Source organism: Streptomyces hydrogenans, from assembly GCF_014656075.1.
Lineage (GTDB): Bacteria > Actinomycetota > Actinomycetes > Streptomycetales > Streptomycetaceae > Streptomyces > Streptomyces hydrogenans.
In genome coordinates this window covers 1-15,520 of record NZ_BNBS01000159.1, presented here as the reverse complement: position 1 = coordinate 15,520, position 15,520 = coordinate 1, and the positions used below count along the sequence as shown (strand labels likewise).

Genomic DNA, 15,520 nt, shown 5'->3' with positions numbered 1-15,520 from the left:
AACAATCCCCACCACGAGCCCGCACCCTACCGGCTAGCCAAATGAGATGACCTCTTAGTCGTGGCCTCGTCGCACGTAGCCGGACAACGAGGAGGTCCCCTGCAGCCTCACCGGAAGTGAACTGAGATGGTGCCGAAAGAAGGCCAGCCCCGCCCGGGGGTGGGCGGGTCTCCTCAGAATTTGTTCGCGGCGGCCTGACTGCTGATGCCCTTGGTCAGGTTGAGGACCGTCGACGATGCGAGGTGCTAGGCGACGAGGCCCATGACGACGGCGTCGCCCCTGTCCGGAAAGCGGCCGAGCCGAGCGACCAGGTCCTCCCTCGGTTCGATCTGGATCTTCGGCGGTACGCCGGACGTCAGCCGGCACCGACGGCCGACGAGCCTGACGGACAGGTGCTGAGGTACGTGTGGGCGTGCCCCCGGTTGAGGGAGTGCGTGGCGACTATCAGCGGGGGCCGACTTCGCACGAGACATCGAGATGTGCAGCGACTGCCCCCAACAACCCGTACGCACGGTCCTGAAGGGCATCTGGGCGGTTTCGGCTACACAGCAGTTCGTTGAATCGCCCTGCCAGCCATGCTCTGTCCCCGATCACGCGTCAACGCCAAGGCATACACGCCGTAACTGTAGGCGCTCGACATCATCGCCCGGTCAAATCCCTCACAGTGCTGCCCGCCCTCCAGCAGTCACACACGGCGGCGGTACACCGCCTGGCCGACTCGCACCTCGGTAACCGCCCGCCACACAGCCTTGACCAGCAGAAATCAATCCACTCACCCTCGCAGCATAAATAAAATCCCGTGCCGATCACTACATTCCGAGCAGGCAGCTAAACCCACACTTCAGAGCCTCTTCAGCTCGTCAACGCTCCACAAAGACCGCCATGTAGACATCGAGCTACGTCCCGAAAGGATCACAACATCACCAGCTGAGCGGCTCACCAAGCTGGTGATCATCAGCAGATTCATCAGATGCAGTGGCTGATGGAACTGCCGTGGTGCACCCAGCGCCGCCGCCCGTCCGGCAGGGGTGCCAGCACCTCGCCGTCAGCGCGCAGGGATACCAGTTCCGTGGGGGTCTGCTGCGGCAGCCACAACTCGACGTCCTTCATACCGGCCGGCAGCCCGGCGAACCGTACGGTTGCTGGCTCGCCCGGGATGAGTCGCTGTACGGCCCCGGGGCCCGCCATCCGCAGCACGTGGCCCACCGGCGCCTGCTGACGCCCGACCAGGGCACCGTCCAGCACCAACTCCAGCATCCCTGTCGGGCGAGGGTGGGGATCAGAGTCAAGCTGACCGGTGGAGGTGAGTACTTCAAACTCCAATGCGCGCGCATCGGTGCGGAACACCAGCCGCACCCCTGAGGGCATCACGGTCACCCCGTAGACCGACGGATCCTGGTACTGCTCCTTGGTCCACGCGGGCAACCGGCGCGGCATCACCCCTGCCTGCGTGGTCTCCAGGTCCAGCGCACCCCGTAACTCCACCGGCCCGCCCACCAGCGGAACCGCCCGGTGTTGCAACCACCAGTTGAACTCGCCCGGTACAACGCGGCCGCCTTCGCCGACGTCTGCCGCCGGCACGGCATCCGCCGCAGCATGGGCCGGATCGGCTCGAGCTACGCCAATGCCCTGACCGAGTCGTTCTTCCAGGGCCTCAAACGAGAACTGCTTCACGGAAGACCCTGAACGTCGAAGGCGCAGACACGGCTTGAGGTGTTCCGCCGGCTGTCGTACTACAACAGGCGCCGTCGGCACTCCGCCCTCGGATACCTCACACCAGCCGAGTTCGAACAACAACTGATCACGTCACGTACGCTGTCACTCGCCGCATGAAACCCGGTGTCCACTCCCCGGGATCAACCTCAGGCCCGATGCTCCACCCGCCGAATCGACACCCTCGTCCAAGCCGTCCACACCCTGCTGACCTGCAGCTATTCAGGATGAAAACGGCTTATTGGTTCCCCGTTCGTATTGCTCGTCGTGTCGCTGGGGTGATGTGGTGGCTGGTGCGTTCCCTCAGGGACCAGTCGGCGCGGCGGCCGGCCCCTTTCGCGTAACAGCTTCGTTTACAAGCTCGACCAGTCGCTCGGAGGAGAGCGGGTGGTCCTGGTCCCGGACGAGGTCCTTGCCGTCCAGAAGTACCGCCGGCGTCGCCTGGATGTCCGTCTGCTGGTCGAACTGGCCCTGAACAGCCTTCACCCACCCGCTGTGTGCGTCTCCGGCGACGGCCTTGTCGAACTCAGTCGAGCGCAGCCCCGGGATCTGGCCCGCGAGCTTGAGCAGGAAATTGCGGTCGGCGAAGACGTCAGTGGATTCCTCTGCCGGGGGATGGGCAAACAGGACGTCGTGGAACTCTCGGAACCGGCCAGCGTCCTGTGCAGCGGCGAGCGCGTTCGCCGCGACCTTCGATCCCTTGCCTCCCACAATTCGGTCCACGAAGGACAGGACGTGGTACTCGACGCGGAGAAGCCCCTCGTCCTCCAGACGGTTGATAGTGGTGTGCAGGGTCTTTTCCAGCTGGGCACAGCCCGGACAGCGGGCGTCCTCGTACACCGTCAGGACTACCGGAGCGTCCTTGCGGCCCACCGGTATCAGGAGGCCACCGTCCCCAACGACACCGACCGGTGCGACCACAGGTCCTTCGTCGGCAGCTCTCCACTGCAGGACGATCGAGATACCGATAACCGTGGCAAGAGCGACGCATAGACCCACACCCTTCGCCGCGATGTGCAGACGATAGTTGCGCAGTGCCTCACGATTTTGTTGTTCACGCAGGCGGGCACGGGCCGTGGACGGGGAAGCAGGGGTAGCCCTCATGGTTCCTCTCGAAGGACGGGCGGATCGGCGGGATGGCTTCACGCCGGTGTTCCGTTGATGGGCGGGTGGGAGGCTGCGGACGAGGCGGAGCGCCGAAAACAGAGCCAGAGGCTGACGGCAAAGAGGACGAGGTCCCTGGAGATCTCCTGCCCGTAACGGGTCTCTGACGGGTCCACCTCGCCGCCTCCGCCGAAGCAGCCGCAGTCGACACTCAGCCCGCGGGCCCAGGCCTGGACGAGCCCGGTGATGAACACCATCAGGAGGACGGTCGACACGACGGCCCCCAGACGCCCTCCCACCCCGAACAGCAACAGCAACGACAGCCCGATCTCCAGCGCCGGCATCCCGTACGCGACCATCTCGACCCAGGCCTCGGGAAGAACCCGGAAGGCGCGCACGGCCTGCATCGCTCCCTCCGGGTCCTGGAGCTTCGCGCTCCCGGCCAAGAACCACACCATTGAGAGGAGCGAGCGAGCGAGGAACCAAAAAAACTTCCGCCGTCTGCCCGATATTCTAGGTGGAGGAGTATCCGCCAAGGTTTCCATGACCGCTCCTGTGCTCAATACTTCGACAGTCCGCGCCTGAGCGACTCCGGCTCAGGTGAGCGGGAGGCCGAAGAGTGAACCGTCCCGCTCGGCGGACAGAGGGAGTCTTCCGCCCGCAGTACCCAGTGGGTAGACGGTGCCGGTGCGGGTACCCAGAGATCGGGTCTTGGAGCGGTGCACGCACGCGAAGAGCGCGGAGAGAGCCGAAGACCGTTCCCGGATCTGTCGCGACCGGCCCTGTCTGGCAAAAATCCTGATCACGTCCTTGCCGGTGCAGTCGCCCACTGCCACGTCGATCGTTGCGATTGAGGTGTGCGCGAACCAGGTCCATCGGAGCACCTATTTACCTTCCACCCTTGCCCGCTTCAGGCAGCCAGACTTCCCCACCGCAGCGGGTCACTCCCTGGCCACTCGATGCGGGACGGGGCGCCACCGTCCCGGCCGTGGGCTGCGGGACGGCACCGGCCGGGACGGTCAGGACGCCCGCGTCGAGCGTGACGGCGAGGACGGCTGTCTGGTGGCGTGAGAGCAGGCTGGTGACGGCTTGGATTGCGTCGCTCATGTGCTCGCGTCGACCGTGGTGCCGGGCGAGCGCCCGCCAGTTCAGGGATGTCGTAGGCCTTGTCAGCGTGCAGACGCTGGGGCTTGGAATCGGCGGCATGGGATTCGTGCCCCATGTGGAAATGGGACAGCATCGGCTTCAGGGCCTGGCTGCCGTGGGTGTTGGCCGCGGAGAGTCCGACGCGTAGGGGCAGTCCGGCCGCGTCGGACAGGACATGCGTCTTGGAACCGGGCTTACCTCGGTCCACAGGGCTTGGACCTGCAAGTTCGCCCCTTTTTTAGCGCGGACGTAAGCGGAGTCGAGGACCGCCCGGGACAGGTCGATCAGGCCGTGGCCGTCCAGGAGCTCGAGCACCTTCTGGTGCAGCCGGCCCCAGACTCCGGCACGGGACCAGATCAGGAACCGGCGGTGCACGGTCGACTTCGACGCCCCGAAGCACGGCGGCAGAGCCCGCCAGACGCAGCCGCTGACCAGCACGTAGACGATCGCGGCGAACACCGCCTCGTCATCGAGGTTCGAGACTCCACCGCCCTGCGGCCACACTCGAGCAGGAGGCAGCAACGGCTTCGCTATCTTCCACAATCCATCTGGAACGATCCATCCCTGCCGTCCACTCCCCACGACCAGCCCAACAGACCACCAGCCATGTGGGAAACGGTCTAACAACCCCTAACGAAATGATCTTCGGGCTGGTTGGACGGCTCTCGGAGCGTTGATCGGGGGGTGCTGGGTGGCTCGGCGGAAGCCGTGGGAAGTCAATGATGAGCTCTGGGCGGTGATCGAGCCGCTCCTGCCGAGGGTGGAGCGTCGGGCCCGTCATCCGGGGCGGAAGCGGCATCCGGACCGGCTGGTGTTCCAGGGCATCCTGTTCGTGCTGCACACCGGGATCGCCTGGGAACACCTCCCGCAGGAACTGGGCTTCGGGTCAGGCATGACCTGCTGGCGCCGCCTGGCGGAATGGACCGAAGCCGGCGTCTGGCCGCGGCTGCACGAGACTCTCCTCGCGCGTCTCCGCGGAGCGGACGCTCTGGACTTCTCCCGCGCCGTGGTCGACGGCTCTCACATACGGGCGTTAAAGGGGGCTCCAAGACTGGACGAAGCCCTGTTGACCGGGGCAGAAACGGCAGCAAGCACCACCTGATCACCGATGCCACGGGCATTCCACTTGCGGCCACCCTGACCGGGGGCAACCGCAACGACGTCACGCAGTTCATTCCCCTCCTGCAGGCCGTCCCGCCAGTCCGGGGCAAGCGCGGCCGCCCCCGCCGCCGGCCCGACACCGTGCTGGGCGACCGCGGTTACGACCACGACAAGTACCGGCGACTCGCCTGGGCCCTGGGCGTCAAACCCGTCATCGCCCGACGCGGAGTTCCCCACGGATCAGGCCTCGGCACCGACCGCTGGGTCGTCGAGCGGACCTTCGCCCACTTGCACTGGTTCCGCCGGCTGCGGATCCGCTGGGAAGTACGCGACGACATCCACGAAGCGTTCCTCAGCCTCGCTTGCTCACTCATCTGCTGGCGACGCCTGAAGTCATTCCGATAGCAGTTCTAAGACCCTACGAGCTATCTCCGAAACCACCGCTCATCAAAGGTCATATAGCACATCTATGAGGTCATACATTGACACTAGCTGTTGCAGTGTCAGTTTCTCGTGAACGGTGGGACGAGTGCGACCGGGTCTGACCTGATCGGTTTCTGCGAATGAAACAGAGAGAAATTAATGGGGGGAATTACGGTGCACACCGTTCATTGACGTGAGACCGGTGGCGCCTACAACCTCTGCGAGATCTGACAGCTCTTCCACTGAGCCCACGAAGATGAGGCACCAACATGGCTGGCCGCAAAGAAAGCCGGAACTTTCCTTCCTGCTCACCGATCGCGATCGAGCTGGCAGTCGAATTGTTGTGAGGCAAAGTGTTCGGCTTCCCGTGACGGCTGAGGCTGGTGGCTCTCATCGCTGTCGAGCCTAATCACGAAAGGCGTGACCCAGGCGGCGAGCCGCCGCTTCCAAGGAGTGTCGCGGTAAGCGTCTGAGCCCAAGAACCTTTGGTTTCGCTAAGAATTTCGATCCAACCGAAGGCCCGCACGGTACATGGCCGTACGCGAGTTGTACGCCGCGGCCTTCCCCTCCGGCCTCTAGCAGGGCTTTTATTTCGCAGCGCGAGCGCGTTTACGTCCCGGGGAAGGGCTGGCAGATCTGTGGCTGGCTTCGATCGTCGCGGGATGCCGCGTGGCGACCGAAGTCTTCATTGAGCCCGGTCCTCCGCAAGGTGCCGGGCGGTAATAAGGAGCATTGGAAAAACCTATATGTCGGATAGTCAAGGGCTGGATACCTCTGATACCGGGGTGGGGCGTGCTAGACCGTGGTCGGGGCGGAGCCTGAGGTACCTCTCGAGTGGCCTCGCGCTAGTGATGTCGGTGACGGTGATGAAGGGTGCCGCGGCGTTCGCCGCCGAGCCGACAGCGAAGGCGGGCACGAAGCCGTCGGTAACCCAGGCTGAGAACATCGCTTCCGCGCGGGTGGCTGCGAAGTTGTCGGGCAAGATGATCGAGGCGCTGTCCGAGCGTACGGAGACGTCGACGACGTGGGCGAACCCTGATGGCAGTCTCACCACCGAACTCTCCGCCGGTCCTGTCCGCTTCGAGCGCGACGGATCCTGGACCGATGTCGACGTCACCCTGCACAAGGCAGCCGACGGCTCCGTTGAGCCGGTCGCGCACCCCAACGGCCTGGAGCTGTCCGCCGGTGGTGGAGCAAAGGCACGTTCGCTCAAAGCTGCTCAGGATGCCCCGGCCCGTGATCTGGTGACCCTGGGCGAGGGTGATGAGCAGATCACTCTGCAGTGGAAGGGCGCCCTGCCCGCACCGACGCTGTCCGGGACCCGTGCCCGCTATGCGGAAGCGGTGCCGGGCGCGGATGTGATCGTGGAGGCGACCCGGACCGGATTCGAGCAGTTCGTCGAGATCAAGCAGAAGCCGGCGACGGACAACTACTCCTACACGCTGCCTCTGAAGACCCAGGGCCTGACAGTCAAGGAGCAGGCGGACGGGAGTCTGCTGTTCCTGGATGAGAAGAAGAAGACGCAGGCAGTGATGCCGGCGCCGGTGATGTGGGATGCCACCACCGATAAGATTTCCGGTGAGCACACGAACCGGGCGCCGGTTGCGATGAAGGTCGTCAAGACCGAAGACGGCGTGGACTTGGTCTTGACCCCGGACGCGAAGTTTTTGGCCGATCCGGACACCAAGTTCCCGGTCACCGTGGATCCCTCGACCGGCAACCTTAGCAGCGTCTTCGACACCTACGTCCAGCAGGGCGAGACCCGTGACTGGTCCACCGACAAGGAACTCGACCTCGGCAACCCCGGCACCAAGAACCCCAACGGCACTGCTCGTACCGCGCGTTCCCTCATCACCTGGAACACCGCACCGATCGCCGACTCCCTTGTATCCTCGGCGACCCTGTCTCTGTGGAACTTCCACTCGGGCAACACCGACTGCAAGACATACCCATGGGAGGTGTGGGCAACCGGCAAGGCGTCCACCGCCTCGCGATGGACGTCCCAGCCGGCGTGGACGGCCAAGAAGGCCACCTCCACCCAGACTAAAGGCAACCCGGGCTGCTCCTCGCAGCCGGACGGCTGGGTCACCGCGGATGTGAAGACGCTGGTGCAGGAGTGGTCCTCGGCCAAAAACATCACCTCCGGGATGGGTCTACGTGCCGCCTCGGAGGGCGTGGTCAAGCAGTGGAAGCGGTTCCACTCCGCCAACGCGGCGAACAACCCGCCGAAGCTGACCGTGACCTACAACTACCGCCCCGGCGTCGGCACCAAGCAGGAGGCCGGCCCGCCGTACCTCTCCTACAGCAGTGCCTACGTGGTCAACACGGTGCGGCCGGTGCTGCGGGACACCATCACCGACAAGAACGGTGACCGCGTCAAGGCCACCTTCCAGATCTTCGACGTGGCGGCCAACAAACAGATCGGCAACCTCTTGGTCTCCCCATACGTTGCCTCCGGCTCCCCGGCATCAGTGACCGTGCCAGCCGGTGTGCTGACCGAGGGCAAGGTGTACAAGTTCCGCACCAACTCCTACGACGGCACGCACTACAACACCGCCTGGTCGGCGTGGAAGAACTTCACGATCGACACCAAGGCCCCCACCGCACCCACAAAGATCACGTCTATGGATTACCCGGGTGACAAGTGGGTGGGCGGTGCGGGCAAGCCCGGCACATTCACCGTCACCCCGGCCTCTGCGGACATCAACTGGCTGGAGTGGTCCCTAGACGGCACCACCTGGACCAAGGTCGGCCACACCAGCGCCGCGGCGAAGAACATCTCCGTCACCCCCACAACCGACGGCACCCACACCCTGCAGGTCCGCGCGGTGGACAAGGCAGACAACCGCTCCGAGGCAGCCGAGTACACCTTCCGCGCCGGGCCCGGCGGCTTCATCCAGCCCATCGACGGCGAGCGCACCGCACGACGTCTGCCACTGATCGCCGAGGGCGACGCGGGAAAATTCGACAAGGTGTCCTTCTCCTGGCGCCGCTCCGAGGCTGACCCCTGGCAGCAGATACCCGCCGCCGACGTCACCAGTGTCGAGCGCACCGGCAGCACCTGGCCCGTGGCCTTGCCCGGGGGAAAGAACAAGAAGCTGTCCTGGGATGCGGCCAAGACCGTCAACCCGGACGGCACCATCCAGATCAAGGCCGACTTCACCGGCCCCAACAGTGCGAGCGGCTCCACCGCACCGCGTACGGTGGTCGTCGACCGCAACGCCACAGGTGCCAATACCGAGGATGTCGGCCCCGGCAGTGTGAACCTGCTGACCGGCGACTACAGCCTCTCGGCCACCGACGCCTCCGCCTTCGGCCTGTCCGTTACCCGCTCAGCCTCCTCCCGTCACCCTGATGCGGGTGCCAAGCAGGAAGGCCAGGCACCGATCTTCGGCAAGGAGTGGACAGGCAGCACCACGGCTGAGATCACCGACTCCGACTACGGGTACCTGCGCCGCATCTCCGACACCGCGGTCGACGTCGTTGACGCCGAGGGCGACCCGATTCACTTCACCGCGAACAAGGCTAAGAACAGCTGGATCGCCGAGCCGGGTGCCGAGGATCTCGTCCTCAAAGGCAGCGTGACCGGAACGTTCACGCTCTCGGATCCAGAGGGCACAGTCACCACCTTCACCAAGCCCGACGCCGCCTCCGCGACCTGGCAGGTGTCTTCCACGCTCCTGAACGGACTGGCAAACTCGACCACCACCGTGGTCTCCGAGACCGTCACGGTGGACGGCAAGAAGCTGGCGCGGCCCAAGCGGGTCATTGCGCCGACGTCCGCGGCAACGGCTGCGGCATGCACGTCGACGCCGTCGGCCAAGGGTTGCCGTGCCCTGGAGTACGTATACGCCTCCTCCACCACCGCCACGGGCAGCACGCTGGGAGACGTCAAGGACCAGGTGAAGGAGCTCAAGCTATGGTCCACCGAACCGGACGCAACCATGGCGAGCGCGAAGAGTATCCAGACCTACCGCTATGACGATAAGGGCCGCCTGCGCGAAGCCTGGAACCCGCTCATCTCCCCGGCGCTCAAGACCACCTACACCTACGACGATGCGGGCCGGGTAACCGTCCAGAACCCGGCCGGTGAACTGCCCTGGACGTTCACCTACGGCAAGGCCGGCCACGCCGACACTGCCGGCGAGGGCATGCTGCTCAAGGCCTCGCGTCCCAAGCTCAAGCCGGGCAGCACCGACCATACGGATGGCACTGCCAGCACCAGTATCGTGTACGACGTGCCGCTGGACGGCGCGAAAGCACCGCACCAGATGGGTCTGCATGACATCGCCCTCTGGGGGCAGCAGTACGCGCCCACCGACGCAACAGCCGTACTCCCGGCGGATGCCGTACCGTCCTCCCACTCCGGAGGGGATCTCGACAAGGCCGCCTTCAAGCGCGCCACCCTTCACTACCTGGATGTGTCGGGCCGCGAGGTCAACACCGCAAAGCCGGGCGGACACATATCCGCTACCGACTATGACGAGAACGGCAATGCGGTACGCGAACTGACCGCGGCCAACCGCGCACTCGCCCTCGGCGTCAGCGACGGCGACAGGGCGCAGCTGGCCGAGCTCGGTATCACTGCCCTCGACAGCTCGGAACGCGCCGAGCTGCTGGCAACACGCTCGATCTACAACGAGGCCGGCACCCGGGAGCTGGAGGAGCTCGGGCCGGTGCACCGCATCGACCTCACCACGGACGTGAAGTCCGGCTCCAGCACCGACATCCCGGCCGGCACCCCGGTCGCCGCACGCGGCTGGACAGTCAACGAATACGACGCGGGCCGTCCCACCGACGGCACCGCCAAGATCCGGGACCAGGTCACCAAGACCACCACCGGTGCACAGGTCCGCACCCACCCCGACACGATGGCCGATACCCGGGTCACCCAGACCGTGTACGACTGGGCCACGGGCCTGCCCACCAAGTCGATCCAGGACCCCGGCGGTCTCGCCCTGACCACCACCACCGAGTACGACGCACAAGGCCGCAAGACCAAGGAGATCCCGCCCGGCTCGACCGGCAACGACGCCGCGGCCCGCGTCACCACCTACTGGTCCGCCACCGGCAACGGCACCTGCGCGGGCCGGCCCGAATGGGCCGACCAGCTCTGCTCGGTAGGACCGGCCGACGCCATCACCGGCGGCGGATCCAACCCGACCCAGATGCCGACCACCACCACCGAATACAACTGGTGGAGCCAGCCAGCCAAGGTCACCGAAACCGCCAACGGCACCACCCGCACCACCACAACCACGTTCGATGGCGCGGGCCGCCCGGTGACCAGCAAGGTCACCGGCGGCGTCGGCCAGGCCGTGCCCGAGTCCACCACGGTTTACGACCCTGCCACCGGCCGTGAGATCAAGACGACTTCACCCACCGGCGGCACCATCACCAAGGCGTACGACAAGCTCGGCCGGCAGATCTCCTACACCGACGCCGACGGCGCCACCACCACGACCGAATACGACCAGCTCGACCGACCGACCAAGGTCACCGACTCGGTTCCTTCCACCGTCACCTACACCTACGACACCTCCATCGAGCCGCGCGGACTGGCCACCTCCACCACCGACTCGGTAGCCGGCACCTTCAGCGCCCGCTACGACGCCGACGGCAGCGTGACCAGCGAGCAGCTGCCTGGCGGCTACACCCTCACCCAGGAAGAGGACCCCACCGGCGCACCCAGCACGCGGACCTACACCCGCGACAGCGACAAACTCCAGGTTGTCTCCGACACCGTCAGCGAATCCATCCACGGACAAGTCACCAGGCATGCCGGCTGGTCCCAGCAGCGCTACCGCTACGACAAGATCGGCCGGATGACCCGCGTCGAGGACACCGTGGAATCGGTGTGCACCACGCGCAGCTACGGCTTCGACAAGTTCACCAATCGCACCTCGCTGACCACCGCCTCCACCGCCCAGGGCTCCGACTGCACCACTGGCAACGGAACCACGCGGAACTCTAGCTACGACAGCGCGAACCGCATCACCAACACCGGTTACGTCTACGACGCGTTCGGCCGTACCACATCGGTCCCCGACCACGGCACGATCGGCTACTACGCCAACGACCTGATCTACCAGCAGACCGCTGAGGGCAAGCGGCAGACCTGGAAGCTCGATGCCGCACACCGCTTCCGCTCCTTCACCGTGGAAACCGGCAGCGGCAGCACCTGGAGCCGCGAGCAGTCCAAGCTCAACCACTACGACTCCGACAGCGACAACCCCCGCTGGGTCACCGAGGACACCACCTCCGGCGCGCTGACCCGCAACGTCGGCTCCGCATCCGGAGACCTCGCCGCGACCACCAGCAAAACCGGCGACACGGTTCTGCAGCTCATCAACATCCACGGCGACGTCGCCCTCCAACTCCCCCTGGAAGTCTCCACGGCCCCCGTCGTACTGGACAGCGACGAGTACGGCCAGGCACGCGCAGGACAGGAGACAACTCGCTACAACTGGCTCGGCGGCAAGCAACGCTCCGGCGAGACCCTCACCGGCCTCACGCTCATGGGAGTGCGCCTCTACAACCCCGCCACCGGGCGCTTCCTGTCCACCGACCCCGTCTACGGCGGCAACGCCAACGCCTACGACTACGTCAACGCTGACCCGGTCAACATGTTCGACCTCGACGGCAAATGGGGCATGCCCAAATGGGCCAAGCGTGCCGGACGCTTCGTCAAACGCAACATCGGTACCATCGCCACCGTCGCATCCGTCGCCTCCATGTTCGTGCCGGGTCTCGGCGCCGTCACACTAGGGCTGAACATGTACAGCGCCTACCGGTCCTACAAGTCCGGCGATCGCGTCGGGCTCGCGATATCACTCCCCGGGATCGGCATCGCGGGCAGGTCGCTGCGCTTGGCCTACAAGGCCAAGAAGGCCAAGAAGGCATACGGTGCCGCCAAGAAGGCACGCGTGAGAAAAAAGAGCTCCACCAAACGTGCCGTAGCCCGCTCTGGAAGCCGCTACAGGTCCGCGGCCGGCAAGGCAGCCCGCTGGGGCCGCTACGACGCCCATTACACCGCCTTCGGCGTCCACTACGCCACTGGCCAGAGTCTGTGGAACAACCGTCGCCGCCGATAGCCCACTGAGGGGAGGGGCAGTCACGAGCTGCCCCTCCCAAATCACCTTCGTCACGGGAGCTCAAACCGTGGATCTCAACTGGTACATCGTGGGCAAAATCCTGCCTCTCGGACGCCTCATCGGACACAGCCCCTCGACCGAGGAACGTAAGGAAGAGCAGGATCTCTGCAGGCGTCTCGCGCGTGGGGAGCACCTGGATAAAGAGGAACTCGACGCATGTTTCGGCCCGGCCGCATGGGCTTGGATCGGTGCCGTCATGGCAAGCATCGCCGCCCTAGCCGTCTGCGGGAGGAGCGGGGATTCCGTGGGAGGTGTTGTATTCGAGATCATCAACTTCGCCCTACTAGCTGTGTTTGGAACCGCAGGCGCGCTCGTTTTCATCTGTCTGTTTCGGAACGCGATGCTTGATCGCACATCCGAGTGGGAGCACGGAAGTTGGCGGTGGAGAGTCGCCAACAGGTGTTACTACCCTCGCGCGTACGACTTTTGGCTCGCGGTCGCCCTAGCCGTCTGGCCGACGCTTTGGGCTACAAGGCTGGTGTGAGCTTTTTCTGCCCCCAGGCTGGCCGTCGCTACAGAGCCGAAGTCGGCAAGGCGGCCCGCTGGGGCCGCTACGACACCCATTACACGATCTCCAGCACCCACTACGCCACCGGCCAGAGCCTGTGGAACAACCGAGGCGCCGGTAAGTAGCTCACAACAGTAGGTGGTGGAGGGGAGCCATTCTGGATCCCCTCCACCACCGGATTCGAGAACAACAGCCGTGGACCTCAGCTTCTATTTTGTAGGCAAGATCCTCTTCCTTGGGCGCCTCATCGGACACAACCCCACTGCTGAGGAGCGGCGTGAAGAACGTGAGCTATGTCAGCGCCTTGCGCGTCGTGAACGCCTGAGTCGCAATGAGCTGGATATCTGCGTTCCCGCAGCTGCCTGGGCAGGATTGGCGCCCTGATGACGTTCGTCGCCACAGCGGCGTTGAGCATGTTCGTCCTCGAAGACGTTCTGGACTTGAGCGGCTACCCACGGAAGATCTTCAACTTTGGATTCCTATGTAGCTGGGGCATGAGCCTCGTACTCGGTGCCCTGTACTACTACCGCGACGACATGCTGGTCCGCTCGGATGATGAGAGCGACTCCGCTCCATGGGTCAGGCGCATCGCGGCAAAGCTGTACTACCCGCGTGCCTATGACTTCTGGATCGCTTTATCTGGCCCGCGCTGTGGGGAGCCAATCTGGTTCCGTAGCGGGCGCCGCATCATAAACTGCTGCGCCTGTCAGGGGAGTAGCGCATCCCATCCGCTGGCACCCACCGAGCCACCCCTCCCTGAAGATCGTGAACGGGTGAACGGTAGCGGCGGGGACTGGCAACGCTGCGGCCTGGCGTCGGGCTCTGCTCGACATCCCCGGTTGGGGTCTGTCAATCGAGCGGTATAACAGTAGTGGTGGGGGTTACTGGCGGGCGGCGGAGAGCCGGCCGTCGAAGGTGATGTCGAAGGCGTTCAACGCGGTCTTCCAGCGCAGAGTCCAGCGGGTTTGTCCCTTGCCGGTCGGGTCGAGGGACATGATCGCCAGGTAGACGCACTTCAACGCGGCCTGCTCGTTCGGGAAGTGCCCACGGGCCTTGACCGCCCGCCGGATCCTGGCGTCACCGACTCGATCGCGTTCGTGGTGCAGACAGTGCGACGGATCTCGGTGTCGAACCGCAGGAACGGGGTGAACTCCTCCCAGGCGTTCTCCCAGAGCCTGACGATCGCCGGATACTTTTTGCCCCAAGCATCGGCGAACTCCGCGAACCGCTCCAGCGCGGCCTCCTCGGTCGCCGCCGTATAGACCGGCCTGAGGAGTTTGGAGATCTTGTCCCAGTCCTGGCGGGCAGCATAGCGGAAGGAGTTCCGCAGCAGGTGGACCACACAGGTCTGCACGACCGTCTGCGGCCAGACGGTCCCGACCGCGTCAGGCAGGCCCTTCAGGCCGTCGCAGACCAGCATCAGGACATCATTCACGCCGCGGTTCTTGATCTCGGTCAGGATGTGCATCCAGTGCTTGGCGCCCTCGCCACCAGCCCCGGCCCACAAGCCCAGGATCTCGCGCCGGCCCTCGACAGTGGCGGCCAGGGCGACGTAGATCGGCCGGTTGGCCACCGCGCCGTCGCGGATCTTCACGTGGATCGCGTCGATGAACACGACTGGATAGACGGGGTCGAGGGGGCGGTTCTGCCATTCGGCCATGCCCTCGAGGACCTTGTCGGTGATCGTGGAGATCGTCTGGCGGGAGACGTCGGCGCCATAGACCTCGGCGAGGTGGGCCTGGACCTCGCCCGTGGTCAGGCCCTTCGCGGACAGCGAGATGACCATCTCGTCCACTCCGGTCAGACGCTTCTGCCGCTTCTTGACGATCTTCGGCTCGAACGATCCATCCCGGTCGCGGGGCACGGATATCTCCACCGGACCGACATCGGTCAGGACGGTCTTCGCACGGGTCCCGTTGCGGGAGTTCCCGCCGTTCTTCCCGGCCGGGTCGTGCTTGTCATAGCCGAGGTGATCGGTGATCTCGCCTTCCAGGGCGGACTCCAGCAGCCGCTTCGTCAGCTGCTGGAGCAGTCCGCCCTCGCCGGTCAGCTGCAGGCCCTCGGCCTGAGCCCGGGACACCAGCTCGTCGATCAGCCGGTCGTCCACCGCTCTCGCCGGCTGCAGCTCAGACGGCTCGACGGTCTCGGCCTCGGTCGCGTTCTCACTGGTCATCGATGCATCCTCCATGATCGGGAGTTACACCGAACGATTTACAGTCCCGGGGAAACTGAGTGAGGGTGTCGTGACAGACCTGCCGGGCCCTCTGCATGATTCACGTAGGCAGCAATGCGTCAGGATGGGAAATGGGGGCTGTTCATGGGTGGGGACTCGCGCGCGAGGACATCAGGCACGATCGGCCATGGACCGCTG

Annotated in this window: 6 protein-coding genes and 3 pseudogenes; 4 read left to right on the top strand and 5 right to left on the bottom strand. The window is 65.1% G+C overall.

Going from position 1 to position 15,520, the window contains the following annotated elements; translation table 11 throughout:
• Positions 1-966: 966 nt before the first annotated feature.
• Positions 967-1,485: a hypothetical protein gene (locus IE321_RS37190; protein WP_373316660.1), complete on the bottom strand. Its 519-nt coding sequence runs from the start codon at positions 1,483-1,485 to the stop codon at positions 967-969.
• 51 nt (positions 1,486-1,536) lie between these two features.
• Here IE321_RS37190 and IE321_RS37185 point away from each other — a divergent pair.
• Positions 1,537-1,833 (top strand): annotated as a pseudogene (locus IE321_RS37185) (integrase core domain-containing protein); the annotation flags it as partial.
• Between the two features lie 183 nt (positions 1,834-2,016).
• Here the strand turns inward: IE321_RS37185 and IE321_RS37175 are convergent.
• The 3 genes and pseudogenes from IE321_RS37175 to IE321_RS37165 all read right to left on the bottom strand — a co-directional run.
• The gene (locus IE321_RS37175) at positions 2,017-2,634 is read right to left on the bottom strand and encodes a DsbA family protein (protein WP_190226154.1); all 618 of its coding nucleotides are present in this window, start codon (positions 2,632-2,634) and stop codon (positions 2,017-2,019) included.
• A 221-nt stretch (positions 2,635-2,855) separates the two neighbouring features.
• Positions 2,856-3,362, bottom strand: a complete 507-nt coding sequence (locus IE321_RS37170) for a MauE/DoxX family redox-associated membrane protein (RefSeq protein WP_190226153.1) — start codon at positions 3,360-3,362, stop codon at positions 2,856-2,858.
• 554 nt (positions 3,363-3,916) lie between these two features.
• A pseudogene (locus tag IE321_RS37165) lies at positions 3,917-4,545 on the bottom strand (IS5 family transposase); the annotation flags it as partial.
• A 109-nt stretch (positions 4,546-4,654) separates the two neighbouring features.
• Between IE321_RS37165 and IE321_RS37160 the strand changes: the two are divergent.
• From IE321_RS37160 to IE321_RS37150, 3 genes are all read left to right on the top strand, one after another.
• Positions 4,655-5,469, top strand: a protein-coding gene (locus IE321_RS37160; RefSeq protein ID WP_226652884.1) for an IS5 family transposase whose coding sequence is annotated in 2 segments (ribosomal slippage) — positions 4,655-4,997 and positions 4,997-5,469 — 816 coding nt in all. Because the reading frame shifts where the segments join, the coding sequence is not laid out codon by codon here.
• An 869-nt stretch (positions 5,470-6,338) separates the two neighbouring features.
• Positions 6,339-12,581, top strand: coding sequence for a DNRLRE domain-containing protein (locus IE321_RS37155; protein WP_190226151.1), 6,243 nt, complete (start codon positions 6,339-6,341; stop codon positions 12,579-12,581).
• 67 nt (positions 12,582-12,648) lie between these two features.
• Complete coding sequence (locus IE321_RS37150) at positions 12,649-13,125, top strand: hypothetical protein (RefSeq protein WP_190226150.1); 477 nt, start codon at positions 12,649-12,651, stop codon at positions 13,123-13,125.
• A 905-nt stretch (positions 13,126-14,030) separates the two neighbouring features.
• Here IE321_RS37150 and IE321_RS37145 read toward each other — a convergent pair.
• Positions 14,031-15,322, bottom strand: a pseudogene (locus tag IE321_RS37145) (IS256 family transposase).
• Between the last annotated feature and the right edge of the window lie 198 nt (positions 15,323-15,520).

Bases quoted from the DNA above. Each gene is read 5' to 3' on its own strand.
- IE321_RS37170 (WP_190226153.1), bottom strand. From the start codon at position 3,362: ATGGAAACCTTGGCGGATACTCCTCCACCTAGAATATCGGGCAGACGG.
- IE321_RS37155 (WP_190226151.1), top strand. From the start codon at position 6,339: ATGTCGGTGACGGTGATGAAGGGTGCCGCGGCGTTCGCCGCCGAGCCG.